This is a genomic window from Blastopirellula sp. J2-11, assembly GCF_024584705.1.
In the GTDB taxonomy this organism is placed as follows: Bacteria; Planctomycetota; Planctomycetia; order Pirellulales; family Pirellulaceae; genus Blastopirellula.
On sequence record NZ_CP097384.1, the window covers coordinates 5,583,074 to 5,606,610 of the forward strand.

General features: G+C 56.3%; 24 protein-coding genes. 12 read left to right on the forward strand and 12 right to left on the reverse strand.

Translation table 11 applies throughout. From position 1 onward, the window contains the following. Nucleotides 1–91: 91 nt before the first annotated feature. Complete coding sequence (locus M4951_RS22150; RefSeq protein ID WP_262023786.1) at nucleotides 92–1,318, forward strand: hypothetical protein; 1,227 nt, start codon at nucleotides 92–94, stop codon at nucleotides 1,316–1,318. 148 nt (nucleotides 1,319–1,466) lie between these two features. Here the strand turns inward: M4951_RS22150 and M4951_RS22155 are convergent, their stop codons facing one another. The 3 genes from M4951_RS22155 to M4951_RS22165 all read right to left on the reverse strand — a co-directional run bounded on the left by M4951_RS22155 (nucleotide 1,467) and on the right by M4951_RS22165 (nucleotide 3,611). Further along, entirely contained in the window at nucleotides 1,467–1,619 is a 153-nt protein-coding gene (locus M4951_RS22155) for a hypothetical protein (protein WP_262023787.1), read from the reverse strand. Between the two features lie 600 nt (nucleotides 1,620–2,219). Further along, a complete protein-coding gene (locus M4951_RS22160; RefSeq protein WP_262023788.1) occupies nucleotides 2,220–2,957 on the reverse strand; it encodes a hypothetical protein in 738 nt (245 codons plus the stop codon). A gap of 60 nt (nucleotides 2,958–3,017) precedes the next feature. Next, entirely contained in the window at nucleotides 3,018–3,611 is a 594-nt protein-coding gene (locus M4951_RS22165; RefSeq protein ID WP_262023789.1) for a hypothetical protein, read from the reverse strand. Between the two features lie 204 nt (nucleotides 3,612–3,815). Here M4951_RS22165 and M4951_RS22170 point away from each other — a divergent pair, with 204 nt between their 5' ends. Together M4951_RS22170 and M4951_RS22175 are read left to right on the forward strand one after the other, a co-directional pair. Beyond that, nucleotides 3,816–4,562: a sugar phosphate nucleotidyltransferase gene (locus tag M4951_RS22170; RefSeq protein ID WP_262026955.1), complete on the forward strand. Its 747-nt coding sequence runs from the start codon at nucleotides 3,816–3,818 to the stop codon at nucleotides 4,560–4,562. A gap of 68 nt (nucleotides 4,563–4,630) precedes the next feature. After that, the gene (locus M4951_RS22175) at nucleotides 4,631–5,599 is read left to right on the forward strand and encodes a ribose-phosphate diphosphokinase (RefSeq protein ID WP_040353018.1); all 969 of its coding nucleotides are present in this window, start codon (nucleotides 4,631–4,633) and stop codon (nucleotides 5,597–5,599) included. Nucleotides 5,600–5,621: 22 nt separating this feature from the next. On the opposite strand, the gene M4951_RS22180 is transcribed toward M4951_RS22175, so the two are convergent. Next, nucleotides 5,622–6,104: an EVE domain-containing protein gene (locus tag M4951_RS22180; protein WP_262023790.1), complete on the reverse strand. Its 483-nt coding sequence runs from the start codon at nucleotides 6,102–6,104 to the stop codon at nucleotides 5,622–5,624. A gap of 214 nt (nucleotides 6,105–6,318) precedes the next feature. Between M4951_RS22180 and M4951_RS22185 the strand changes: the two genes are divergently transcribed. After that, the gene (locus M4951_RS22185) at nucleotides 6,319–7,260 is read left to right on the forward strand and encodes a hypothetical protein (protein ID WP_262023791.1); all 942 of its coding nucleotides are present in this window, start codon (nucleotides 6,319–6,321) and stop codon (nucleotides 7,258–7,260) included. Next, entirely contained in the window at nucleotides 7,260–8,435 is a 1,176-nt protein-coding gene (gene bioF / locus M4951_RS22190; protein WP_262023792.1) for an 8-amino-7-oxononanoate synthase, read from the forward strand. The genes M4951_RS22185 and bioF overlap by 1 nt, the downstream gene beginning before the upstream one ends. Nucleotides 8,436–8,567: 132 nt before the next feature. On the opposite strand, the gene M4951_RS22195 is transcribed toward bioF, so the two are convergent. Both M4951_RS22195 and M4951_RS22200 read right to left on the reverse strand, forming a co-directional pair. Further along, entirely contained in the window at nucleotides 8,568–8,927 is a 360-nt protein-coding gene (locus M4951_RS22195; protein ID WP_262023793.1) for a hypothetical protein, read from the reverse strand. Nucleotides 8,928–9,507: 580 nt separating this feature from the next. Further along, nucleotides 9,508–11,028, reverse strand: a complete 1,521-nt coding sequence (locus M4951_RS22200; protein WP_262023794.1) for a hypothetical protein — start codon at nucleotides 11,026–11,028, stop codon at nucleotides 9,508–9,510. An 83-nt stretch (nucleotides 11,029–11,111) separates the two neighbouring features. Between M4951_RS22200 and M4951_RS22205 the strand changes: the two genes are divergently transcribed. Beyond that, nucleotides 11,112–11,351: a hypothetical protein gene (locus M4951_RS22205; protein WP_262023795.1), complete on the forward strand. Its 240-nt coding sequence runs from the start codon at nucleotides 11,112–11,114 to the stop codon at nucleotides 11,349–11,351. A 50-nt stretch (nucleotides 11,352–11,401) separates the two neighbouring features. On the opposite strand, the gene M4951_RS22210 is transcribed toward M4951_RS22205, so the two are convergent. Then, nucleotides 11,402–12,457, reverse strand: coding sequence for a transaldolase family protein (locus M4951_RS22210; RefSeq protein WP_262023796.1), 1,056 nt, complete (start codon nucleotides 12,455–12,457; stop codon nucleotides 11,402–11,404). 241 nt (nucleotides 12,458–12,698) lie between these two features. Here M4951_RS22210 and M4951_RS22215 point away from each other — a divergent pair, with 241 nt between their 5' ends. Then, the gene (locus M4951_RS22215) at nucleotides 12,699–13,754 is read left to right on the forward strand and encodes a DUF1559 domain-containing protein (protein ID WP_262023797.1); all 1,056 of its coding nucleotides are present in this window, start codon (nucleotides 12,699–12,701) and stop codon (nucleotides 13,752–13,754) included. Beyond that, the gene (locus M4951_RS22220; RefSeq protein ID WP_262023798.1) at nucleotides 13,747–14,052 is read left to right on the forward strand and encodes a hypothetical protein; all 306 of its coding nucleotides are present in this window, start codon (nucleotides 13,747–13,749) and stop codon (nucleotides 14,050–14,052) included. The genes M4951_RS22215 and M4951_RS22220 overlap by 8 nt, the downstream gene beginning before the upstream one ends. 8 nt (nucleotides 14,053–14,060) lie before the next feature. Here the strand turns inward: M4951_RS22220 and M4951_RS22225 are convergent, their stop codons facing one another. Beyond that, nucleotides 14,061–14,447: a VOC family protein gene (locus tag M4951_RS22225; RefSeq protein WP_262023799.1), complete on the reverse strand. Its 387-nt coding sequence runs from the start codon at nucleotides 14,445–14,447 to the stop codon at nucleotides 14,061–14,063. Nucleotides 14,448–14,531: 84 nt separating this feature from the next. After that, nucleotides 14,532–14,897, reverse strand: coding sequence for a DUF4259 domain-containing protein (locus tag M4951_RS22230; protein ID WP_262023800.1), 366 nt, complete (start codon nucleotides 14,895–14,897; stop codon nucleotides 14,532–14,534). A gap of 290 nt (nucleotides 14,898–15,187) precedes the next feature. On the opposite strand from M4951_RS22230, the gene M4951_RS22235 reads away from it, so the two are divergent. Both M4951_RS22235 and dgt read left to right on the forward strand, forming a co-directional pair. Next, nucleotides 15,188–16,309, forward strand: a complete 1,122-nt coding sequence (locus M4951_RS22235) for a potassium channel family protein (RefSeq protein ID WP_262023801.1) — start codon at nucleotides 15,188–15,190, stop codon at nucleotides 16,307–16,309. A 217-nt stretch (nucleotides 16,310–16,526) separates the two neighbouring features. Beyond that, on the forward strand, nucleotides 16,527–17,891 hold the full coding sequence (gene dgt, locus M4951_RS22240) for a dGTP triphosphohydrolase (protein WP_262023802.1): 1,365 nt from the start codon (nucleotides 16,527–16,529) through the stop codon (nucleotides 17,889–17,891). A gap of 32 nt (nucleotides 17,892–17,923) precedes the next feature. Here dgt and smpB read toward each other — a convergent pair whose 3' ends face one another. Beyond that, complete coding sequence (smpB, locus tag M4951_RS22245) at nucleotides 17,924–18,418, reverse strand: SsrA-binding protein SmpB (protein WP_262023803.1); 495 nt, start codon at nucleotides 18,416–18,418, stop codon at nucleotides 17,924–17,926. Between the two features lie 211 nt (nucleotides 18,419–18,629). Here smpB and M4951_RS22250 point away from each other — a divergent pair, with 211 nt between their 5' ends. Together M4951_RS22250 and lipA are read left to right on the forward strand one after the other, a co-directional pair. Beyond that, nucleotides 18,630–19,397 (forward strand): lipoyl(octanoyl) transferase LipB, encoded by a 768-nt coding sequence (locus tag M4951_RS22250; RefSeq protein ID WP_262023804.1) that lies wholly within the window; start codon nucleotides 18,630–18,632, stop codon nucleotides 19,395–19,397. Beyond that, a complete protein-coding gene (gene lipA, locus M4951_RS22255; protein ID WP_410050411.1) occupies nucleotides 19,372–20,310 on the forward strand; it encodes a lipoyl synthase in 939 nt (312 codons plus the stop codon). The genes M4951_RS22250 and lipA overlap by 26 nt, the downstream gene beginning before the upstream one ends. A gap of 145 nt (nucleotides 20,311–20,455) precedes the next feature. On the opposite strand, the gene pheT is transcribed toward lipA, so the two are convergent. Further along, nucleotides 20,456–22,471, reverse strand: a complete 2,016-nt coding sequence (gene pheT, locus M4951_RS22260; protein ID WP_262023805.1) for a phenylalanine--tRNA ligase subunit beta — start codon at nucleotides 22,469–22,471, stop codon at nucleotides 20,456–20,458. Nucleotides 22,472–22,492: 21 nt separating this feature from the next. After that, nucleotides 22,493–23,503 (reverse strand): phenylalanine--tRNA ligase subunit alpha, encoded by a 1,011-nt coding sequence (pheS, locus tag M4951_RS22265; RefSeq protein ID WP_410050446.1) that lies wholly within the window; start codon nucleotides 23,501–23,503, stop codon nucleotides 22,493–22,495. Nucleotides 23,504–23,537 lie beyond the last annotated feature (34 nt).

Consider the following 23,537-nt stretch of genomic DNA (forward strand, 5'->3'; position numbering starts at 1 on the left):
ATTATTGCGGATCATGTCTTGACATAATCTTATGCCTTCGCATAAGATTATGTAGTCCAATAAGACAGGATAATCACGGGAAGTAATTGATATGGCCCAAGATAAATCAGCGGTTAACCCATTTTCGCCTGGCGCTGGTCACCCCCCCCCGTTTTTAGCTGGAAGAGACCAAGAAGTTTCGGATTTCTCGAAATTTCTCGACCAAGATACGGTAATGCGAAACGTAATTCTAACTGGGCTTAGAGGGACCGGAAAAACGGTTCTTATGGATGGAAAATACAAGCCAGAAGCCCAATCCAAAGGGTGGGTTTGGGTTGGATCAGACTTTTCCGAATCTTCATTTTTGAGCGAAAACAAGTTATGCAAGCGTTTGCTTACAGACATATCTGTCTTCACTTCAAACGCTACTATTCCTACGAGCTATGGTACTTTGGGATTCGCAAGTGAGCCTACTCCTCAACGCCTAGACTTCAATTTCTTGTGGCAATTCTTTGAAGCACAACCTGGACTCACGGCCGACAAATTAAAATCAACCCTTGAGTTCGTATGGAAAGTGGCGGAGGCGAGATCGGTTCGTGGAATTGTTTTCGCATACGATGAGGCACAAGTTGTTCAAGATCGAGAGAGCAAAGAAGAGTATCCATTAGCCGTGCTGCTTGAAACGTTCCAATCTCTACAAAGAAAGGGATGTCGGTACTTAATTTTGCTAACTGGTCTACCAACTCTCTTTCCCAAACTCGTCGAATCGAGAACGTATGCTGAGCGCATGTTCACGATTCAAGAACTCGGTCGACTCAATCCTGATGCTTCGAGAGAGGCGATAACTGTACCAACAAAGGGAAGTCGATTTACATTCACTGAGCATGGTATTAATCAAATTATCAAGACTTCGGACGGATACCCATATTTTATTCAATTCATTTGTCGAGAGACTTTTGACCATCTAAAAGTTAATCCCCAAGAATTGTCGATTCCAATTGATTCAATTACTCGAAAACTTGATTCAGACTTTTTCGCAGGTCGGTGGGAAACTTTGACCGACAGGCAGCGAGATCTATTGTATTGCGTTGCGAAACTACCTGAATCAGAAAATGAATTTTCTATTGGAGATGTCGTAGATGTATCGAAGTCAATTCCTGGTATCAAGAGATTCACTCCAGGCGACGTAAGCCAAATGCTACCACGCATGATTGACAAGGGCTTGGTCTACAAGAACCGGCTTGGTAAATATTGCTTCTCTGTCCCATTGTTCGGGCGATTCATTCAAAGAAAACTTGAACGAAAGGATCAGCAACAAACACTCTTTGATGCAGATTAGATTCATCGCGCCATGCGCATGTCCGCAAATTCCAGTTACGGATCAGGGCCTTAACGACTCGAAATGAACCGCGATGGACACAATCCCAGCACGACTGCAGTCTACGATTTTGAGTATTTCCAATTCATGAGAACTCTCACTCGTCAAATTACCGAGCGACTTTGTCAAAGATTGTTTGCACCGCCAGCAATGCGCCAGGAGTCGCCCATTGCAGCACGCTCGCAGCAACCAAGCCAGTCGTGACCGCGATACCCCAGAGAAAAAGGGTTCGAAACGTCACCGTTGATTCCCATGCATTCATCGACACGCCTTTCGCAAAGAGGTATTCAGGTCGACGCTAACAATAAAAAGACAAACGCGCCCACTTTCCAAATCACGCCAACTGCGACAAGCACAATCACTTGACGAGCCGTTGGCTTATACTTCCCCCATCTCATGAGTTCTCCTGTCGTGAAGATCGTGCGAAATTATTGCCGCTGCATTCGGTTCAACCGGGGATGTTTACGCCTATAAGCAAGCGCACAAGCAGACCAAGAGCACGAAGCCGGCGCCGCATACTCCCAATCCGCAGGTCAGCACGAGTCCGATCCGCCAAGACAAGGACTCCAGTTCAATCGCGCTTCGGTGCTCTTGATCGTGATTCATCCTGGGGACTCACAAGGTGATAAAACGGAGAATCAGGAACTAAACCCACGGGAACAGGCCAGCGCAGCGGCCAAAGCCGCAAATTTCCAGACCATGCCATCGACCAGGAACAAGGCGATCCGCTTGGTGGTCTGTTTCGTCCAAAACTTCATCGCGCTTCCCGTCCCGTAGATAGAGTCGTTTTCGCCTGCATTTAGATAGGCGAAATCGGGACGGAATTGGGGTAATCGAAAAACCTAAAGAAGAGCCAATCTGGCTACAGGGAAGTCTGGCCTTCGCTCCCAGGCGCCGCTTCCGCCTCGGTCGCCGCTTCTTTTTGATCGGCGTCAATGACATCGGCGGTTGTCAAAATCCGCTCGCTCTCGATCCTGGGCGGCGCTGGAACATACTCGACCAGCGTCTGCGGATGAGCGTCGCGGAATTCCATTTCCCACTTTTCCGGCAGCCCTTCGATGTGGGCCTCGTGCGGCAGCGGCATATCCAACAGCAACAGCCGCGATCGGCCGGTCAGCGCGTGTTGATAGATTTCGAGCCGTTCGATCGGGATCTTGGCATCGCTCGCCATGGCCAGATAGGCGGCCAATTTGGGCAAATCACCATCTCCAAACTGCGGATTGTCGATGGCAATTCGCAGGCCGGCTTCGCCATAGGCGTAGGAACCGCCGAGCAACTCGATGTTCCCCAAAATACCGGCGCGATGATTGTTGATTTGCAGCTTACGATCGTAGCTGGCGGCGGCCAAGAAGAGAGCGATGCAGGTCGACAGCGTTACCATCTCCGGCAGGCTGATATGAAATCGCTTTTCTTCAGCCCACCGGCAACGGACCCGGCCGATGATATAGATAAAGCCGCCCAGCAAAACGGACATGCTGAGGGGAAAACGCCAATAGAAATGGCCAGTTGCGACCCACAGAATGGTGATCGCAACCGCCAGATTCAGCAGCGCAACTGCAACAGGCAGGCGCCAAGCATGGAAGTAAGTGGCAAATCGCATAGCTGTTGAGCCCAACAAATCTGGCGCCCAAAAGCTTGTGACCGGCCGTCGCTTTCCCCCCTACAGGAAGGCGGCCTCTAGCTCTTTCAGCACCTTTTCTTCTTTATCGGATATTCGCACGCCAAAACGTCCTAAGATTCCGCCAGTTGCGTCGGCAACTTTGCGCGCACGTCCGATTGTTTCGTCATGAAACGCTTTATCCTGCTCAGGCGACAGACTTTCGCGCAATGCGCGGACGTAAACCTGCCAAACTTCCATGCTCTTTTCTTGCGGCTTGTGTTCTAGCCAGTTTTGCAGCACTTCGTAGCTGGGGTGCCCCTTTTCAACGTGAACTTCCAGCGCGGCCTGCAAAATCGCCGCTTTCTCTTCGACCTGCATAATCCCATCCGCCCAGGCGACAGCCATCAGCGGAAAAAGAGACATCGCGGTCAGATTTTCCGCGGTTACGCCGATATCGACAAAGTGCTGCAATAGCGCAAGATCTTTGATCCCAGTCGCCTTCTGCAGCGCCGCGATCTGCTCTTCCTTTTGGACCTGTTCCCACAACTGGTCCCAAAGCTCTTGGTTCTTGGGGACGAACATCGAATCCAACAAGGTTTTGAAGTTGGTCGATTCGTGATGGTGCGGATGCAACGGGTTGTTTGGTTGGTTCACGGGGCGCCTTCGCAGCTTACATGCACAGTGAGGAGAGTTTCCATTACTACTCCCATTTTATCCCCATTGATCTGCGGGAACCACTACAAGGTTTCGGCGGCTCGAAAACCGAGCGCGGGCTGGAACAATGCCTCGTTTCGTGGGATATTGGCGCTCCGCTCCAATCATGTGCAGCGATGGCCGTCAAATCCCTAAGAGCCGATGATGAAAAGACTTGCAGTCGTACTTGCCGCCGGCAAGGGAACCCGCATGAAATCGGAGCTGCCGAAGGTTCTGGTTCCGGCTTTGGGGCGCCCCATGATCGAGTATGTGCTCGACGCCCTGTCGAAAGTCGGCGTTGACCAGGTCTTGGTCGTGGTTGGACATCGGGCCGATCTGGTGCGCGAAACGTTGGCCGATCGTCCTGGCGTCCGCTTTGTCGAGCAGACCGAGCAACTGGGAACCGGGCACGCCGTGATGGTTTGCCGTGACGAACTTGCCGACTTCGATGGGGCGGTCGTCGTTCTGACCGGTGATTCGCCGCTGGTGCAGACCAGTTCGCTGGAAAAGCTGCTGGATCGGTTTGAACAAGAGAAAATGGCCTGCTTGCTGGGGACCCTCGAAAAAGAAAATCCAACCGGTTTGGGACGGATCGTCCGTGATGCCGAGGGGAGATTTACCGGCATTGTAGAAGAAAAAGATGCGACAGAGCAGCAGCGGCAAATCCGGGAGGTGAATATGAGCACCTACGTCTTCGATTGTCAAAATTTGCTGTCGGCGCTCGATAAATTAACCAATCAGAACCATCAGCGTGAGTACTATATCACTGACTGCCCCGCGATTTTGCGGCAGTTGGGACTACCGGTCGACGCTTCCCCGGTTCTGGAGCCCTGCGAGGCGCTCAGCGTGAATTCGATGGAGGATTTGCGTTTGGTGGAAGATCAGATGAGCCGTCTCGGTTACACTAATTGATTCTCGCTCGGCCCTTGCTGCCTGTACCAGACGCCCCTTCGGTTTAGATCGTGCATTCCGCTTCGAAAATGAGAGAGATCAAAATCTTTAGCGGCCGCGCGAATCCGCGTCTGGCCGGCGACATTTGCAAATTCCTGAACATACCGCTCGGGCGAATTACGCTGGGCGAGTTCCCCGACGGCGAGAACGCCTGCAAAATCGAAGAAGATGTGCGCGGTCGCGACGTCTTCTTGATTCAGCCGACCTGTCCTCCGGTCAACAACAACATCATGGAGTTGTTGATCATGATCGACAGTTGTCGCCGAGCCAGCGCCGAACGGATCACCGCCGTGATCCCCTATTTCGGCTATGCGCGTCAGGATCGCAAAGACGAAGGTCGCGTGCCGATCACCGCCAAACTGGTCTCGGACGTCATTACTGCGGCCGGCGCCGATCGCGTGTTGACGATGGATTTGCACGCCGCCCAGATTCAGGGATTTTTCAACGTGCCGGTCGACCACCTGTACGCCGCGCCTGTTTTGAATCATTTCTTCCAAGCGCTGAACATCCCCGAAGACGAACTGGTGATCGTTAGCCCCGACGCCGGCAGCATCAAACGTGCGGTCAGCCATCACCGCCGCCTGGGAGGGCGCTTGGCCATTTGCGACAAGCGTCGTCATAGCGCCAGCGATACGACCCAAGAAAACATCATCGGCGGTCCGGTCGAAGGACGCACGGCGATCATCTTTGACGACATGATCAGCACCGCCGGCTCGATCTGCGGCGCCGCCAAAACCACTTTTGAAGCCGGCGCCAAAGAGATCTACATCGCGGCGACGCACGGCGTGTTGTGCGGCGATGCGATCGCTCGCCTGCAAGCGGCGCCGATCAAAGAGATCATTCTGACCGATACGATTCCGCATCAGTCAGGACACTTACTTCCCAACACAAAGATCTTGACCGTCGCGCCGCTATTGGGCGAAGCGATCAAACGCATCCACAACGACGAGTCGATCAGCGCGATCTTCCGCGAAGATTTCGGCGCATTTCAGGGTTAAACGGCGACTTCAACGAATCTGGCTATTTGCTTTTCTTCGTCCGTTTCGCCAATTTCAAGATCGCATCCCACTCCGACTTTTTGACCGGTTGCACCGAGAGCCGCGAACCTTTGCGCATCAGTTCCATCTCGGCCAGCGCCGCGACGCCGCTCAGTTGATCCCGGCCGAGCGCCTCGTCAAAGATCTCGGTCAATTGAATGTCGACCATAAACCAGCGAGGAGCGTCCGGCGTACTCTTCTCGTCAAAGTGATGGTCCTTCTTGTCCCAAGAGGTATGGTCAGGATAGCTTTCCTTGACGATCTTCGCCGTGCCGACAATCGCCGGCGGTTTGGCGTTGCTGTGATAGAAAAAAACCTCGTCTCCCACCTTCATATCGTCGCGCATGTAGTTGCGAGCCTGATAATTACGGACTCCGCTCCAAAACGTCGTTTGCTTTTTTTCGTTGGCCAGATCGTCAATCGAGTACGACTCAGGCTCGGTTTTCAACAACCAGTAACGCTTCACGGAGCTTGATTTTGCTGTTTTTTTGGCCACAACGTGCAACTTTCGGCGATAGCATGCCAGAAAACGGGTTGGGAGAGTTCTGTCTCATCATCTAAAATCAGCTACTTGCCGCAAGATAGGAACCGGGCTCACCGGCGATTTCGCCTTGAACCGGCCCCGCGATTTCAGCCAATCGGCACGCGACTTTTGCGAATAACCAATCACACGAAGATCAATGAGCCAAACGCCCCCCAGCAAAACGATTCAGCTTGACCAGTTTCTGGCCGTGCCGATGTTCTGCGCGTCGTTGCTGTTTTTGGTCTTTGTCGCCGCGGCGGTGCAAGCGCGCACTTCCGACTCAATTTATCAGTCGAGCGAAATCAGTCTCTTTTTCTTTGGCTGTACGATAGCGATGTTCCCGCTGTTTTTGGGGGAGGCCATCGCCCACTATCGACTCGGCAGCCCCCACTGGAAGTCGGCTCTGAAACGCGCGTTTCTACCTCCGCTGCGTCTGGCGGCTCGCGATCATGAAACTGGTCGCACGATGTGGCTCCCCATGATGGGATGGCACGAAGTCGATGACGATTTGCATGAAGAAGTCGAGAAGGCTTTTAGCGGTCCCATGATTGTGGTCGCGCTCATGATCCTGCCGCTGCTTTGTCTCGATTTCATGTCCCACTTTCGTTTTAACATCAGCGAATATCCCTGGATCCAGGTCATTATCGAAACCGGCTATAGCATCACTTGGCTCGCGTTTACCGCCGAGTTTATTGTGATGTTCTCGCTGGTCGACAAGAAGTTTACCTATGTCAAAAAACATTGGGTCGACCTCCTGATTATTTGCCTTCCGCTAGTCGCCTTCTTGCGGATGTTGCAATTTTCTCGACTTCTGCGGTTGCAGCAGGTGACCAAAGCGACTCGCGTCTATCGGCTACGAGGACTGTCGCTGCGAGTTTGGCGCGGCATCGTGGCGCTCGACGTACTGTCTCGTTTAATGCGGATTGATCCGCAGCGCCGGATCGAGCTGATGGAAGAACTGATTTCCGAAAAGGAAGAAGAGATCGAAAAGATTCGCCAGCAGATTGCCGAACTGCAAATGCGGCTCGATCTGAAATCGCCGGTTTCTCCGCCCCACATTTCGCAAGCCGCTCAGGCCAAAGATACGGAAGCGGCCTGATGACGCGACGACCACTTGCCTGGCTGGAAGAAGAACTGCAAACGCTCGATCAACTTCAGCTTCGCCGGCGTTTGCGCACGCACGCCGGTCCGCAAACCGCCGAAATTGCGGTCGACGGTCAGCCGCTGATCAACTTTGGCGGCAATGACTATCTTGGTCTGGCGGCCGATCCGCGCATCGCCGCAGCGGCGACCGCGGCGATTCAGACCGAAGGTTGGGGATCCGGCGCTAGTCCGCTGGTGACGGGACATGGCCAGTCGCATGCGGCGCTCGAGGCGGCGGTAGCAAAGTTGGAAGGAACCGAAGCGGCGCTCCTCTTCTCCTCGGGTTTCGCCGCCAACGTCGGCGCGATCACCGCTTTGGCCGGCAAAGGGGATGTCATCTTTAGTGACGCAAAGAACCACGCTAGTATTATCGACGGCGTCCGTCTCTCCGGCGCTCGCCCCCAAATCTATCAACATCTCGACGTCGATCATCTCGAAAAATTGATCGCCCAGGCAGCGCCGTTTCGTCGCCGGCTGATCGTGACCGATTCGCTGTTCAGCATGGATGGCGATTTTGCCCCGTTGAAGGAACTGACCGAATTAGCCGCTCAATACGACGCGATGCTGCTGGTCGACGAAGCCCACGCGACCGGCGTTTTCGGCGAACAAGGCCGCGGAGTTTGCGAACAATTGGGTGTCGAAGACCAAGTCGACGTTCGCGTCGGCACGTTCAGCAAAGCGCTCGGCGGACATGGCGGCTTTGTAGTTGGCAGTCGTTCGCTGATTGATTGGCTGCTGAATCGGGCTCGCAGCTATATCTTTTCGACCGCGGCGCCGATGGCTGCGGCGGCCGCAATGATCGCCGCGCTGCAAATCGTACACGACGAACCGCAGCGTCGCCAACTGCTGCTAGAGCGAGCGACGAAACTGCGCAGCGATCTACGCGCACAAGGGTGGCAAGTCGGCGGCGAAAGTCAGATCATCCCGATCCGACTGGGCGAGCCGGAGCCGACGATGCAAGCCTCGCTGCGCCTGCGCGAACAAGGCCTGTTCGTCCCCGGCATTCGTCCCCCCAGCGTCCCCAGCGGCGAGTCTCTGCTACGCATCAGTCTTAGTTTCGCTCATACTGTCGAACATCTCGACCGACTGGTCGGTGCGCTCGATCAACTTCGCGGCCAGCGCCGAATCTAGGTCCACCCTTGCCAGGCGTCGATGGCGAGGTCTTTTTGAAACCGGCGCATGCGCTTTATCGGCAGACAACTCTCTTGGCGATTGGATCTGCGACCTTATCAATACCCAGAGAATCAACTCGGTCCATTGCTGCTATCGTTTCCGCCGCAATTCGCCCAAAATTCTCCGCTGATTCGCCAGTCCCGCGAAGCCGATTCCCAACAGCATCCAGCCAAAAAAGAGCATCATCACCGGTGGGTGAACCCGGATGAACAACATGGCTCCGGCCGTAAAGAGGCCGAGGCCGAAAGTCGTCGCGGACAACACGCTGCAGGTCGTTCGCCAACCGTCGGCCAGTTGGTGCAAATCGTCTGCCGGCGGCAGTTCACGCAGTTCGACAATCGTCGAACCTGCCGCTTCGAGTTCACTTCGCGCCGCCTGTTCGTCATACGCATCGATCTCGCGGCGTTCGACCTTGCCGGTCGAATCTCTCAAGTAGGCGGCGAATTGCATGCGGAAAATACCAGGGGAAAGCAGAGACGCGAGTTTTGAAGTTGGGCTATTTCGAATCCATCGAACACTAGCCCGCCAGCGCCAGCGAGGGAATACGGCTCGCCACTTCAATCCGTGTTAGGATCGCCAACCCTATTCCCTCGCTCGCGCTGGCGGGCTAGTGTGACGATTTGCGGTTGATGCTGGCCGTATTCACGTCCTTTATTCGTGTTCGATCGTTCGCTATTTGGCCGAACGGATTCGGGTTGGCCCGGATAGCTCCGCTATCGGGGCCGACGAAGTCGGTAGGAGGCGTCGAGCCGCGGTCGGACTTACTTCGGTGGTCGCTCTATACCGTTGGAAATGGCGAAAAGCCCCTGAACTGCTTACGGTGAACCAAGGCCTCTTACGGCTGCGCCGCGGCGGATAGCGGAGCTATCGCGGCCAACCAGGGAAATAGCGCAACCTCAAAACTCGCGCTTCCGGCTACGAAGAAACGGTTCGTCGCATTTCTTAAATAACCCACCTTCAAAACGCGTGAGCGAGGGTAAAGCTCCATTCTACCGATCGCTCTCTCGGCTGCTATGCCCGCCGCCAACCGTTACGCCAGCGCGGCCCGCGTTCTTTCAACCAGACTGTTGTCGCGATCACCGGAGCCCGGCAAGTTGAACATGCTCAATCCTAGATAAAGATCGCGCCATGGGGGCGAGACGTGATAATAGTCCTCCAGAACCGCGGAGCTAAACTTGTAGTCATGCGCGTCATTTCCCTTCAGGAAAACTAGCACGCGGGCCGCATCCAACAGCTGACGGCCGCCGGCGACTCCTGACTCGGCCAGATAGCCTCGCGTCTTTCGCGCAGCGGTCATGGGATCACGGCTAAGATCGGCGAAGATCTGCTCGGTCGCCGCCGAACCGGGTTCCAGCTTTTCGGCCGTCACATCGTCGATGGTGACCGCTTTGATCTTGCCGCGACTCTTCATCGCACCGCGAAACATCGGCAAGAAGGCGACGTTTTGCAGCAACATCAACCGCCGCGTCTGATCGTCGCCTGAGGTTTGATAGGCGTAGTGAAGCGCATTGGTCGAAGTCATCGCGTGCAGCGCCACAATCCCCGGCTGCTGCATCAACATCTCACCGGCAGTCAGATGCAACGCATCCCAGATCGACTGCGGCGAAGCTCCATGATTCAACAGATCGACCGTCAAATCGCAAGCGTCGTCATTCGAGGCGCTGCGCATCGCGACGATCAGCTCTTCGGTCGCCGCTTTGTCGAGTTCGCCATCTTGCCATTCGTGGCGAATCTTGCTCGCCAACTCACTGTTACGGCGATAGGGACGATCGGCTTCTTCATCCCGTTGAGCCGGGTTGCTTCCTTCGTGCATCAACAACGCGTAGGCGAGCGAACGCAGGACCGGTTCGGCATGTTCGCGGCCGACAAATTGCAACGTCCGCTGGCTGTTCGCGACGAAAATCGCCTTGTGACCGATCGAGCGAAAATCACGAGCCCCATAGCGGTAGAACTGTTCGTAAATCTCGTTCATCCCGGCAGTGCGGGCCAACGCGGCGACCGCCGTATCGGCAGCCGCATCATCCCAGTCGTCCATCGCTTCGGCAAAAGATCGCTCCGCCGCATGCGGCCTCGGCAGCTTCCCTTCGGCGACCGCCGGCATGATCCAATCCCCCCGCTCTTGGACATCCCGGGCCGCCGCCGATTTGTAATAGTCGAGCGCCCAGAATATCGGCAACCAGCGGTGCTCTGGCGGAGAAGCGATGCTGGCCAGATGGGCCGAGTTGACCACCAGCACTGCATGAAACTTGTGACCGACCGAGGGACGCGGTTCGACGTTTTTGACGCCGACCAACATCAGCGCCGCCAACAGATCGCGATAGCTGAGACCGCCGTTAATTCGCGCGCCGATTTCTTCCAACAGGCGATCGCGCGGCGTCTCTTCAATCAACTTCACCAGCGGCTCGATCTCGGGCTGCAGATGAACGTGTGCAAGATTGACGTTCGCTTCTTCGGCCGAAACCGGACGAAGTCCCTGGAGAAACGCCAGGTTGCCCAAACCAACGATAGCGCCGGTTTGTAGAAATCCACGTCGCGACTGTTTGCCGAACATGTGCTCCGCCTCCTATGAGTGTTGCCTGGGATCCGCGCACGGTTCGATTCCTTCTTTATCTCCGTTAACACGCGAAGAAGCAAATGAAAAATCGTACCCTGAGCCTCCTGCACAAGCGCCGATTACCACTGCCGGGCTTGTCCAGCATTGCTTTCCGCCACCTCATTTCGTCGGCGATGATAGTCGCCTTTCGCTCTGCGAAAGTAGCGCCGCGCATTGGTAGTCGTCGTATCGACACCGCTGTTTTGCTGTGGTTTCGTCTTGCAAACGCTACTTTCGCAGAGCGAAAGGCGACTATCTCTATGCCTGCAAAAAAACGCTGACCAATTTTACTTGGTCAACGTCTTCGTGGAATTGAAATTGCTTGTCGAAACTAGCCAACTTTGATTGCGGCTCGTTTTTCGCCGATCAGTTTCAGCAGGCCCTTTTGCGGATTGGCGAACTTCGCGATGCCTTCTTCCATCAGCGTCTTTTCGAGATGCGAATAGTCGACATGCTTGTCGAGATCGGCCAGCACTTCGGCGCTCGGCATCTCGTCAATTTCGCTGGTGATCATCTTGCCGCTCTGTTGGACTTTGTCGTTGGTCCCCGGCGGATTGGTTTCGATGTCGCTGCCGGCGAACGCAGCGACATACTTCCACGCGGGGTCTTCCGGCTTTTTGGTTCCGGTCGATGCAAAGATCATTTCCTGTTGCAGCTTGACCGGCTTGTCGCTCCAGAACGCTTTGTTCGCCTGCCAAATGCGTTTGGCGTTGACGATCCCCAACTGTCCCTGGGCGGCGTCGGTCAGTTGCGGCAAATGCTGATCGGTATAAACATCGACCCGCGAAACGAAGATCGAGTAGACGCTCTTGAAGTTGTCGAGGTTCTCGCGACGTTGGGCTCCCCGCCAGATCGCGTCACGAGCCGCTTCGTACTGACGCTCAGTAAAGATCAACGTCACGTTCAGCGTGATGCCGGCGGCGCACAGTTCTTCCAACGCGTCGAGCCCGGCAGGAGTGGCCGGAACCTTGATCATGCGGTTCTTCTGTCCTGTGGCCCATTGCTTGCCCAGCTCGATGTACTTAGCGACCCGATCGGCGTGCGGCATGTCCGCTTCCGGATCTTCTAGCAACGGATCGAGCTCGAAGCTGACGTAACCGTCGTTGCCGCTCGTCTTCTCCCAGACCGGCAAGAAGACGCTTTGGGCGCCGGAAACCAACTCGTCGGTCAGCTTCCAGGCCAAGTCGCTGTCAGAGAACCCCTGTTCCAGCAGCGCGGCGATCTTGTCGTCAAATCGGCCCGTCTTGATCAAGTCCGAGACGATCACAGGGTTCGAGGTCGCCCCCGAAGCGCCCAGGGCGAAATTCGAGCGGACCAGATCGGGATCGATCGAGTCGAGCCACAGTTTTGTACCGGCAGCGATCAGCGATTCAAGCGGTGAGGCCACAGCGCCCTCCTTGTGATTTGTATTGGCGGAAGCAATTCACCCCATTCTAGCGGATTCCCGCGATCAGGCCAGCAAGGCATAGCGGGGCCGAACTGACCAAAAAATGCTCGCATGGGGACACTTTATTTCCATTAATCAGATTTCCTGCAAACATTTGCCTCCACATTGATTTGCTGCATCATATTCATTATTTTGATGAATCAAAACCATGCACAACATTTGCACAAAAGGAAGCCGGCCCATGGATCGCGAATTGACGAACTTTTTACCCCTGCAACGTAGACGCTTTGCCTTTACGCTGGTCGAGTTGTTGGTGGTCATTGCGATCATCGGCGTCCTGATCGCGTTGCTATTGCCGGCCGTCCAACAGGCCCGCGAGTCCGCTCGCCGCATGCAATGCACCAACAACCTAAAGCAGATCGGTATCGGCCTGCACAACTACCACGACACGCTCGGTTCGTTCCCCTCCGGCTACGTTTCGTACAACAAGTATGGATCAATCAGCAGCTTGCCGACCGGCGACTATGACGCGACGACCTGGGACGCCGCGCCAGGCTGGGGTTGGGGAAAACTGATCCTGCCGTATGTCGAACAGACCGGACTCGCCGCCGCGCTCGACAATCGGCGAAAGGTCTGGGATGCGACGCATCAAGCCGGGGCGCAAACCAAGGTCGAAATGTTTCTTTGTCCCTCCTCGGCTGGCCCGACCGATCCGCTGTTGGTGGTCGACGACGCTGGCGTCGCGCTCGACAAAGGCGCCGGATCCATTTATCTCGGACGCTCCCACTATGTCGTCAGTCACGGACAGGAAGAATGCTGGGGAGACGCCAGCGGACCCAGCGGAGGCTATAACGGCGACGCCGGCAAAATTGCGGACGGTCCCTTCTTTCGCAATTCAAACACGCGTTTTCGGGACGTGGTCGACGGACTGTCGAACAGCGTCTTTTGCGGTGAGCATACGTCGCGACTGAGCGACAAAACGTGGGTCGGCGTCGTGCCGGGCGCCTTTGTGCACCCGCGGATTAACTCGCCCGACAACGGCGCCGAGTCTGCAGCGACGCTGGTGCTAGTCCACAGTGGACCGGCGATCGGCGAACAAGACGCGCTCGGCAATCCGATTATTCATCCCCCCAATTTTCCGACTTTGCATGTCGGGCAGATGCAGTCCGAACATACCGGCGGCGCCAACGTGCTGTTGGGGGACGGTTCGGTCCGCTTCATTTCCGAAGTCGTCAATCGTCAACTGTTCGCTGCGATGACCAGCATCGCCGAAGGAGAAGTCGTTTCCTATGAGTAAACATTTTCAACTCTTCTTGGTCGCCGCGCTGTTGCTTGTGCTCGGCTGCACGCGCTATCCCGAAGTCAGCGGCGAAGCGTATGAAATGGCCGAAACCCTGTCGACCGTCTGCAATCTGCAAAACGACAAGCAGTTGCAAGAGTTTCGCGTTCTGATCAGCGCTCGAATGGATGCCGGTCAGTTGAGTGAAAGCGAGCACGCAATGCTTACTCGCATCGCCGACATGGGGGAAGCCGGCGATTGGCAATTGGCCGAAATGGAAGCGCGGCAGCTGATGTTGGATCAAGCGGGCAGATAACCGAGGAGCTACACCTCGCCATCCGATTTGATCTCTTCATTAAACTGCAGCTGATTATGGAACGGATCGATCACCTTCATGCTGAGCGAGTTGTAGAACGTCTTTTCGACGCTGGGGCGATTGTAGGCGTACCCCTTCGCGGTGATTTCGGCATGCAGCGATTCAACGCCGGTCATCCAGATAAAGACATTCGCGCCGGGGCTGGCGTCGCCGTGATGCTCGCTGAGATGCAAGATCAGCCCACCTCGGGAGACCTGCATGTAAAGCGGTGCAGTCGGATCGAACCGATGCTCCCAGTCGATGGCGAATCCCAAGAAGTCGACATAAAACTGTTTGGCTTTGTCGACATCAAAGATCCGCAAGATCGGGATCGTTTGTTGAAAGGCGATGGTCATGAGCCCTGGCCTGGGAACGCTGAAAGGGAGGAGTTCAACATAGCCTCCGCCATTTTCGATCCGCTGTCAATTTTTGACGCGGCGTCACTCCTCGGCAAACATCTTCGCCAGCGTCACCAAATCCTCGAACGTCGCTTCCACCACTTGGCGGCGTTCCGCTTTGTATCCAGGATCGGGATCCAGTTCATCGATCTGTTGATCATAGATCGCCAGATAACGATCGCGCCACGAGTAGATCACTTCCAGATCAGGCGGCGCGGCATGGCAGTTTTTCGCCAGCAAACTGATGACCGCGACAGCCGGCAACAGCACGGCGTCTCCCTCTTCATCGAGATCGGCGCTCCCTTCTTCCAGACATGTATGAATCTTGTCCGTCAGTTGGCTGACTAGTTCACAGACAAAGTCAAGCGCTCCGTCGTTGTCAAATACGCCTGTGCCGAACGTTCCCATTTCAGGCTCCGCCTTCGATTGGTAGGAAAATCATTGCCCGATTGGCTGATCCGCATCGTTGCTTACCAGCAGAAAGGTCCGATTCTGCCGTGGCCGCGCAGTAATTTCAACCCGGCGACTTCGTATTCGCTTTTTTGGAGTCTCGGTGTTAAACTGAAAAACGAGTTGGCTAAAGCAGGCGGACCCTTTACCAGCAAAGAATCAGGCGGCCCAATCGTCAGGCAAGACGAGCGCGGCGGCGCTTCTCCGATGCGCTTTCCCCTCCACTTACCGCTGGCGACTTTATATCTGTGGAAACTGACGATAGTTTCGACCACCACGTCGACCCCAAGCGTCCAAGTCCGCTGTCGGCGCCCATTCGCAAGATGGTCACCGGCGCCGTGCTGTTTGTTTTGATCTGCGTGGTCGCGGTCGTCGGCTACGTCTCGGCTGGCTGGGAGTTGGCCGATTCCATCTACATGGTGATTATCACCATCTTCGGCGTCGGCTATGGCGAAGTGCAGCCGGTCGAGTCAATCCCGCTGCGAGCATTGACGATCGTCGTCATCATCGCCGGCTATGGAGCGGTGATTTATACCGTCGGCGGGTTCATGCAAATGGTGGTCGATGGCGAATTGCAAAAGGCGTTGAGGTCGAGACGAATGACAAAAGACATTGAAAAACTGAGCGGTCACACCATCCTGTGCGGCGTTGGTCGAATGGGCTCGATCCTCGCGCGCGAACTGCACGCCGAAGGGAAGCCGTTCGTCGTGATTGATGCCGACGACGCCCGCTTGCAAGCGGCCGACGCGATGGGCTACTTGATCATCAAGGGAGATGCGACCGAGGAATTTGTCCTCGAGCAGGCCGGCATCCGCCAAGCCAGCGTGTTGGCGACGGTCCTCTCGGCGGACGCGACCAACGTTTTTGTCGCGGTCACCGCGCGCGAGATGAATCCTGACCTGATGATCATCGCGCGGGCCGAGAATCCGCGCACCGAGAAAAAGCTGATCGGCTGCGGCGCCAACAAGGTGGTCTTGCCGACAGCGATCGGCGCCAAAAAGCTGGCCCAAATGATCATTCGCCCCTCGGCCGAAAACATGCTCGAGCAGCTGACGCACCGCAGCGACATGAACGAAGAACTGGGCCGCATCGGCCTGCAGTTTGACGAGTTGCAAGTCGCCGAAGGTTCGACGCTGGTCAACAAACAGCTGGGCGACATCGAACTGCGCAGCAACCATGGTTTCTTGATCGTCGGCATTCGCCGCTTGGACGGCTCGACGATGCTCAATCCGCCGGCCAACACGCTGCTCGCCGCCGGCGACATCGTCATCGTGCTGGGACACGACGACGACATCCCGCAACTCGCCGAACGCTTTAGCGCGACCAAGGGCAAGATCATGTATCGCGGCGCGATGATCGACGCGGATTAAGAAGAAAAGCGGAAAGCGGTGAAGAGATGGACCCTAGCCGCATCTTGCGTTCGTGTTTCGTCACGCGCAATCATTTTGGCAACCGGCGATCCAGCGCCGGGGGGCGTCCTGCCGAAGCCTGCTATCTCGGTTTCCGGTATACTTCGAGGGAATTCCGGCAACTCGATTTTGGCGTTGGAAGCAACGTAGATTCGCACGGCGAGACTGGCAGACTGAGATGGAACTTCCCCTGAACTGGACGACGCTTTTATCTTCCGCGCGAACCGCCTGGCGGAAAGAGGGAACAGCGACGGTTGCTAGCGGACCGCGCCGCGTCGACAAGCGAACCCCGTTTGAGCGAGATTACGATCGCATCGTCTTTTCGCTCCCATTTCGCCGCTTGGCGAAAAAGACGCAGGTTCACCCTCTGGCGCAAAACGATCATATTCATAATCGGCTGACCCATTCGATTGAAGTTGCTAGCGTCGCCCGTTCGTTCGCTCGGCGTGTGACCGACTTGATCGTGCAAACCGAGGAACTCGCTCCGGATCAACTCACTTCGATCGATTGGATCGTGCAGTCCGCTTGCTTGATCCATGACATCGGCAATCCGCCGTTTGGTCACGCCGGCGAAGAAGTGATCCGGACCTGGTCGGCCAAGCACCGCGATTATCTTTTCCCAGAATCGATTCGCGCCGGCCTGAATGAGCAGGAGCAGGCCGCGATCGTCGCGGATTGGGAGCACTTTGAAGGAAACGCCCAGGGATTCCGGATCGCTTCGCGGGCCGACAATCCCCAAGCAGGCTACTTGCGTCTGACCTACGCCACGTTGGGAAGCGTGGTGAAGTATCCTTGGGGATCGACCGATACGCAGACCGCCAGCAAGCGCAAACACAACTTTCATTCGCTGGAGAAGCAGGAATTCGCCGACGTTTTTCAAACGCTCGGTCTGGTCCGCAGTGATGGCGTCTACTGCCGGCATCCCTTGTCTTTTTTGACCGAAGCGGCCGACGACATCTGTTACCGGATCCTTGACCTGGAAGATGCCGTCGCGATGCAAATCTTTGACAAGCAGCGCGTCCACAACTTGATGCTCGAGATTTCGGGCAACCCCAACAACTCCCCCATGGGCATCGCACAACTCCGGGGAGAAGTGATCGAGCGGATGGTCGACGAGTTCTGGAAAGTCTTTCAGGACGACTACCACCGCATCATGCATGGGGAACGAGTCGAAGATTTGAAATCGTCGCTTCCGACAGAATTCAAAGAGTACCTGGACAAGGTCGGCGAGATGTACGAAGAAATCTTCGGGCACCGCAAGAAGATCGTGACCGAACTGGGCGCCTACCATGTGCTGGGTCGGATCTTAAAAACGTTGCTGAAAACGGTCGAGGAAATCAGCAATGCCCAAAGCTACGACGAGCTCCATTTTCTGGCGAAGAACTGCGCCGAGCTAGCATGGGGAAAAGAATACGTGGAAGAGCATCTCGCGAAAGAACATCGCTGGTGGTTAGGCCAAGCAATGGATTTTGTCAGCGGGATGACTGACAACTATGCGACCCGGTTGTCGCGCGAGTTGGATGGATTGGCGTTTGAGCTATAAGTAAGGTGCGTCTCGACGCACCTTACAATTTGCTAATCCCGGCTGCGCATCACTCGGGCGATATCCCGTTTGGCGTCTTGCTGCTTCAGCTTATCGCGCTTGTCATGTTGCTTGCGTCCACGGCCGACGCCGAGCAGTACTTTGACCAGGCCTCGTTTGAAGTACATCTTGAGCGGAACGATGCTCAGCCCTTTGTCGTCGCTCTTGGCGGCGAATTTGATGATTTCGCTTTTGCGCAACAGCAGCTTGCGAGGGCGTTTTGGTTCGTGATTCAGAAACATGCTGGTGTTGCGATACTCGGGGATCTCGCAATTCACCAAAAAAACTTCACCGCGCAGCACGCGGGCAAACGCTTCCCCCAACGAAACTTTGCCGTCGCGCAACGTCTTCACTTCGCTACCGACCAACAGGATGCCGCATTCCAGCGTGTCGATGATTTCGTAATCATGCCGCGCTTTACGGTTTTCGCCGATGGGCCGTTCGAGCTTCTTCTTTTGGTCTTCTTTGGAATCTTTTTTTTTCGCCATGGGTGCTTTCGCATGGGCTGCTAGCGGCGTGCGCAATTTTTTGAATTGATCTTGCGAAGCGGAAAATCGCCGCTTCGACTGCTAGTCGTTATTTACTACGGAGTTAGCCACCATCCGCATCTCGGCTGGTCTTTTCCCCGCCTTAGGGAATTGCTACTCTCCCCGTCCTTGATCGCAGCCAGAAATTACCCTCTTGCGGTGACGATAATCCGTGTCTTCTCGTACAAACGACCACTATGATTCGACAGGCGTTGACTTCCATTACTTAGGAATGATCGACTTTGACCTGTGTCTCGCTTTACAGCGCCGACTGGTTTACGAAGCCAGCGGCCGTGATGACGAGCGAATTACCGTACTCCTGTGCCAACATACGAGTATGATCACCGTCGGCCGAGCAGGTTCGCGGCAACATATTCGTTTGACGCAGGACGAACTCGATTCACTTCGCTGGCAAGTTCGCTGGGTCGGCCGGGGGGGCGGTTGCGTGCTGCACGGTCCCGGCCAATTAGCGATTTATCCCATTGTACCGCTACGAGCCCGAAATTGGACCGTCGGCGAATATTTGGAGCGATTGCAGCAAGCCCTTGTGACTTCAGCAGTTTCGCTCGGCGTGCCTGCCTATACGCGGCCTGGGCGCTACGGCGTATGGGGAAAAAGCGGCCTCTTAGCTGCGGTTGGCGCTGCGGTGCAAAACTGGATCACCAGTCACGGAGCATTTCTCAACATCCACGCGAGCGGCGACTCCCAGTCGTTTGTCGAAGCGAATCCCGCTGAATTAGCGGCGCCCGGCGACTCGCCCATTATGGGGAGCCTGCTGTCAGAAACGGATCGACCAGCTAGAATTGAGACTGTGGCCCGAATCGCAGCGCGACGGCTGGCTGATTCCTTTGACTGCGTCGACCGGCGTTGGTACGAAGGGCATCCTTTGCTTTTTGAAATCTCCGAGCATCAACGTGAGCGACTCGCACGAGTTGGTTGAACTTCCGATTGTCGACCTGCCGATCATCGACGCCCCGGCGCCAAGTTCCCATCCGAAACAACGTCTGCCGAAGTGGTTGAAACGGAACGTCCCCAAGGGGAACGCCAACCACTTTACGCAAGAGCTGCTCGAAGAATTGCAGCTCGAAACGGTCTGCGACAGCGCCAAGTGTCCTAACCGGATGGAGTGCTATTCGCAGAAGACCGCGACCTTCATGATTTTGGGCAACATCTGCACGCGTGCTTGCAGCTTCTGCTCGGTTCCCCGCGGCAAGCCTGAAGAACTGTCGAGCGATGAGCCGGAGCGCTTGGCCGAAGCCGCGTTCCGCTTGGGGCTCAAGCATGTCGTCATCACGTCGGTGACCCGCGACGATCTGCCCGACGGCGGCGCCCAGCACTATATCCGCTGTATCGAAGCGGTCCGCGAACGGACCGGTGCGACGGTCGAAGTGCTGACGCCAGACTTCATTCATAGCAAAGAATCGCTCGACAAGATCATCGTCGACGCGTCGCCGGACGTCTTCAACCACAATACGGAAACGGTCCCCCGGCTCTACAAACGGGTCCGCGGCCCGAAGTCAGAATATGCCTGGACGCTTGGTCTGCTCAAACGGGTCAAAGCGCTGAACCCTAAGGTCAAAACCAAAAGCGGTTTGATGTTAGGACTGGGCGAGACGCACGAAGAGATCTTCGCCGTGCTGGAAGACCTGCGAGCCAACGATGTCGACTTTCTGACCCTCGGTCAATATCTGCAACCTGACGAGCAACGCTTCCTGCCGGTCGAGCGTTATATCCCGCCGGAAGAGTTCGAGATGCTCGGCCGCAAGTCCAAAGAACTCGGCTTCAAACAGGTCGCCAGCGGCCCGTTCGTGCGTAGTAGCTATCATGCTCGGGATATGGCCGAAGCGTACTAGTGTTCTGTCAAACCGCTATTTTCGGCTTCCAAGAAATCAGGCGCACGGCGTTAGCCGCGGTTTCTGACGGGAACTCTTGGGAAAAAAACCGCGGCTAACGCCGTGCGGCTGATACTGGTTTGTGAACTGAACAGCCGGGGACGCCCTAGCCCAGCAGCTTCGCGTCCAGCTGCTTTTCACACGCAGCGACGATGTTATCGCGCACCGCATCCGCTTCTTCGCCGGTCAGCGTGCGATCGGCGGCTCGTAGCGTGATAGTGAACAGCACCCGCTTTTTGCCGGCGCCATCTTTTTGCGTGTCGCGGAAGATCTCGCGGTACTCAACCTTCTCTAGCAGTTCGCCGGCCGAAGCGCTGACGGCCGCTTCCAGCTGATCCCAGGTCAGCGTCTCGTCGACCACCAAATTCAAGTCGCGCGTCATCACCGGATAGGTGCTGAAATCAAAATGCTGAGGAATCAGCACCGTCAGCTCTTCCAGCACGCTCAGATCGAGCTCGGCGACGGTCGCCGGTTGTTGCAATTCAAACTGCTTTTGGGCCGAAGCGCTCAAGAGCCCCAAGAATCCGAGCGTCTTGCCGTTGATCTTCAACTCGCACGCTTGCTCCACATCGAGCAGACCGTCGGAGAAACGCGACGCGGTGACGCGAACGGTCGGATTGAGCGAGTGGACCAGCGTTTCGATCACTCCTTTGAGTCCGCGGAAATCGCGCCCGCTGGTCATGCTGACCATATAGCGTTCATCCGGCAGGTCATCTTTGCGCGGCAGATAAACCTTGGCGACTTCGTATAGCTCGATCGGCGAGTTGTCGAATTTCTCGTTCATCCGTCGGGCGCCCAACAGGCTCGGCAGCACGCTTAAGCGGAGGCAATCTTCGCCGCGAACCATCGGAATGGTGACGGTCAACGCTTCCGACTGACTCCAACCATGGAACGCAGCCGACCACTCGCTGCTGACGACGCTGCGCGTGACGGCTTCGTTCATGCCGGCGGCGATCATCAACGAGCGCACGCGTGAGCGAACCCGGTCGGCGTCGCTGCGATGCGAGGCCGACATCTTCACCGCGGCGTCTTGCGGAATCTTGTCGTAGCCATGGATGCGGGCCACTTCTTCGACCAGGTCGACCTCGCGATCGAGATCGCGGCGCCAACTGGGTGGGATGACAGTGATTTTTTGGCTGGCGACCGATTCGATTTCGTTGCCCAAACGCGACAAGATGCGCTCGACCTCATCGGCGGGAACTTCAATCCCCAGGATCCGTTTCAGTTGCCCCAGACGCAACGTGACCGACTTGCGCGGCTGCGGTTGGCGGCCGGCATAGATCGAGCCTTCGGCCAGTTCGCCGCCAGCCATGTCGAGGATCAGTTCGCAGCAGCGGCGACTGGCCCAATCGATCATCTCGGGATCGACGCCGCGCTCGAAGCGGTAGGAGGAATCGCTTTTTAGCTTCAAGCGGCGCGAGGTCGTGCGAACCGGCAGCGCCGCGAACTGAGCCGCTTCGATCAGCAGGTCGGTCGTCGCTTCGGTCACTTCCGAGTCGGCCCCGCCCATGACGCCGGCGATCGCGACGGCGCCAACTTCGTCCGCAATGACATAATCGCCCAGTTCCAGGTCGTACGTCTTGTGATCGATCGCCATGAACTTTTCGCCGGCCAGCGCCTGGCGAACGGTAATGCCGGAACCATCGATCTTGGCCAGGTCAAACGCGTGCAGCGGCTGGCCGATTTCCATCAACACATAGTTGGTGATATCGACGACATTGTTGACGACGTTGATGCCCAGGGTATCTAGCCGCCGCGCGAGCCACTCGGGGCTGGGGCCAACTTTCACCCCTTTGATCGTCCGGGCGATGTAGCGCGGGCAGAACGATTCGTCCTCGATCGTGACGCTCAGATAGTCGCTGATCGCTTGGCCGGTTGCGGTGACTTGGGCCGGCGGAATTTGCAGATCGAAGTCGAACAATACCGACGCTTCGCGTGCAATGCCGATATGGCCGAGCCAATCGGGGCGATTGCTGGTCACTTCCAGATCCAACTGACGATCATCGCCAACCGATTCAGAACCGTCGTAGTTGAGGCCCGCCATCGTGACGCGGTCGCAGAATTCCGCTTCCGAAACGTCAAGCTGCAGATAATCGTTGAGCCACTTCCAGGATACTAACATGGCGCCCTAGACTCTCCGCTCTTAAAACTGCGACAGGAATCGCACGTTGTTGTTGTACAAATGCCGAATATCGTTCACCCCATGGCGACGCATGCAAAGTCGCTCGACCCCCAAGCCAAAGGCGAACCCAGTGACGACTTCAGGATCGTAACCGACCGCTCGCAAGACGTTGGGATCGACCATGCCGGCGCCGCCGAACTCGAGCCAAGCGTCGTTCCAACGCATGTCGACTTCGACGCTCGGTTCCGTGAACGGGAAGAACGACGGCCGAAATCGAATCTCAACGTCTTGCCCCAAATAGGTCTTGGCGAAGAGATGGAGCACGCTCTTCAGATCGGCCATCGTGACGTCGGTGTCGATCATCAGACCTTCGATCTGATGGAACATTGCGTAGTGCGTCGCGTCAATCTCGTCAGGACGATAGACGCGGCCGAGCGAAACGATCCGGATCGGCGGCTTGGTCTCTTCCATCACGCGAATCTGCACGGTGCTGGTCTGGCTTCGCAGCAGCATGTCGCCGCCGGCCGCTTTCGCTCCGGCATGCAGATAGAAATTGTCGAGCGGATCGCGCGCGGGGTGCTCGAGCGGGATGTTGAGCGCCTCGAAGTTGTGCCAGTCATCTTCGATCTCGGGGCCTTCGACCGCCGCGAAGCCAAGCCGGCCCATAATGTCTTTTAGCTCTTCGATCGTTTGCGTGATCGGGTGGACGTGGCCGACCGGCAGCAACGTGCCGGGCAAGCTGACGTCGAACGCTTCCGACGAAGCCCCGCCGCCGCTCGATTGGCTTAACTTGGCGACAGCCGACTCAAACAGCTCTTCGATTCGCTGTTTGACTTCGTTAAAGCGTTTTCCGGCCGCCGGCTTGTCGTCTTTGCCAACTTTGCCGAGTCCCTTTTGCGCCGACTTGAGCTTGCCGCTCTTGGCGCCAAGAAACTCGACGCGGGCCGCTTCCAACACATCGCCGTCGAACTTATCGACCGCTTCGTTAAAGCGCTCGACAGCCGAGTCGACCAGGTTATCCAAATCGCGAATGAAATCGTTCAGCGACATCGCTCTCTCGCTCGCG

Bases quoted from the DNA above. Each gene is read 5' to 3' on its own strand.
- M4951_RS22150 (WP_262023786.1), top strand. From the start codon at position 92: ATGGCCCAAGATAAATCAGCGGTTAACCCATTTTCGCCTGGCGCTGGT.
- M4951_RS22155 (WP_262023787.1), bottom strand. From the start codon at position 1,619: ATGAATGCATGGGAATCAACGGTGACGTTTCGAACCCTTTTTCTCTGG.
- M4951_RS22160 (WP_262023788.1), bottom strand. From the start codon at position 2,957: ATGCGATTTGCCACTTACTTCCATGCTTGGCGCCTGCCTGTTGCAGTT.
- M4951_RS22170 (WP_262026955.1), top strand. From the start codon at position 3,816: ATGAAAAGACTTGCAGTCGTACTTGCCGCCGGCAAGGGAACCCGCATG.
- M4951_RS22175 (WP_040353018.1), top strand. From the start codon at position 4,631: ATGAGAGAGATCAAAATCTTTAGCGGCCGCGCGAATCCGCGTCTGGCC.
- M4951_RS22185 (WP_262023791.1), top strand. From the start codon at position 6,319: ATGAGCCAAACGCCCCCCAGCAAAACGATTCAGCTTGACCAGTTTCTG.
- bioF (WP_262023792.1), top strand. From the start codon at position 7,260: ATGACGCGACGACCACTTGCCTGGCTGGAAGAAGAACTGCAAACGCTC.
- M4951_RS22195 (WP_262023793.1), bottom strand. From the start codon at position 8,927: ATGCAATTCGCCGCCTACTTGAGAGATTCGACCGGCAAGGTCGAACGC.
- M4951_RS22200 (WP_262023794.1), bottom strand. From the start codon at position 11,028: ATGTTCGGCAAACAGTCGCGACGTGGATTTCTACAAACCGGCGCTATC.
- M4951_RS22205 (WP_262023795.1), top strand. From the start codon at position 11,112: ATGAAAAATCGTACCCTGAGCCTCCTGCACAAGCGCCGATTACCACTG.
- M4951_RS22215 (WP_262023797.1), top strand. From the start codon at position 12,699: ATGGATCGCGAATTGACGAACTTTTTACCCCTGCAACGTAGACGCTTT.
- M4951_RS22220 (WP_262023798.1), top strand. From the start codon at position 13,747: ATGAGTAAACATTTTCAACTCTTCTTGGTCGCCGCGCTGTTGCTTGTG.
- M4951_RS22225 (WP_262023799.1), bottom strand. From the start codon at position 14,447: ATGACCATCGCCTTTCAACAAACGATCCCGATCTTGCGGATCTTTGAT.
- M4951_RS22230 (WP_262023800.1), bottom strand. From the start codon at position 14,897: ATGGGAACGTTCGGCACAGGCGTATTTGACAACGACGGAGCGCTTGAC.
- dgt (WP_262023802.1), top strand. From the start codon at position 16,527: ATGGAACTTCCCCTGAACTGGACGACGCTTTTATCTTCCGCGCGAACC.
- smpB (WP_262023803.1), bottom strand. From the start codon at position 18,418: ATGGCGAAAAAAAAAGATTCCAAAGAAGACCAAAAGAAGAAGCTCGAA.
- pheT (WP_262023805.1), bottom strand. From the start codon at position 22,471: ATGTTAGTATCCTGGAAGTGGCTCAACGATTATCTGCAGCTTGACGTT.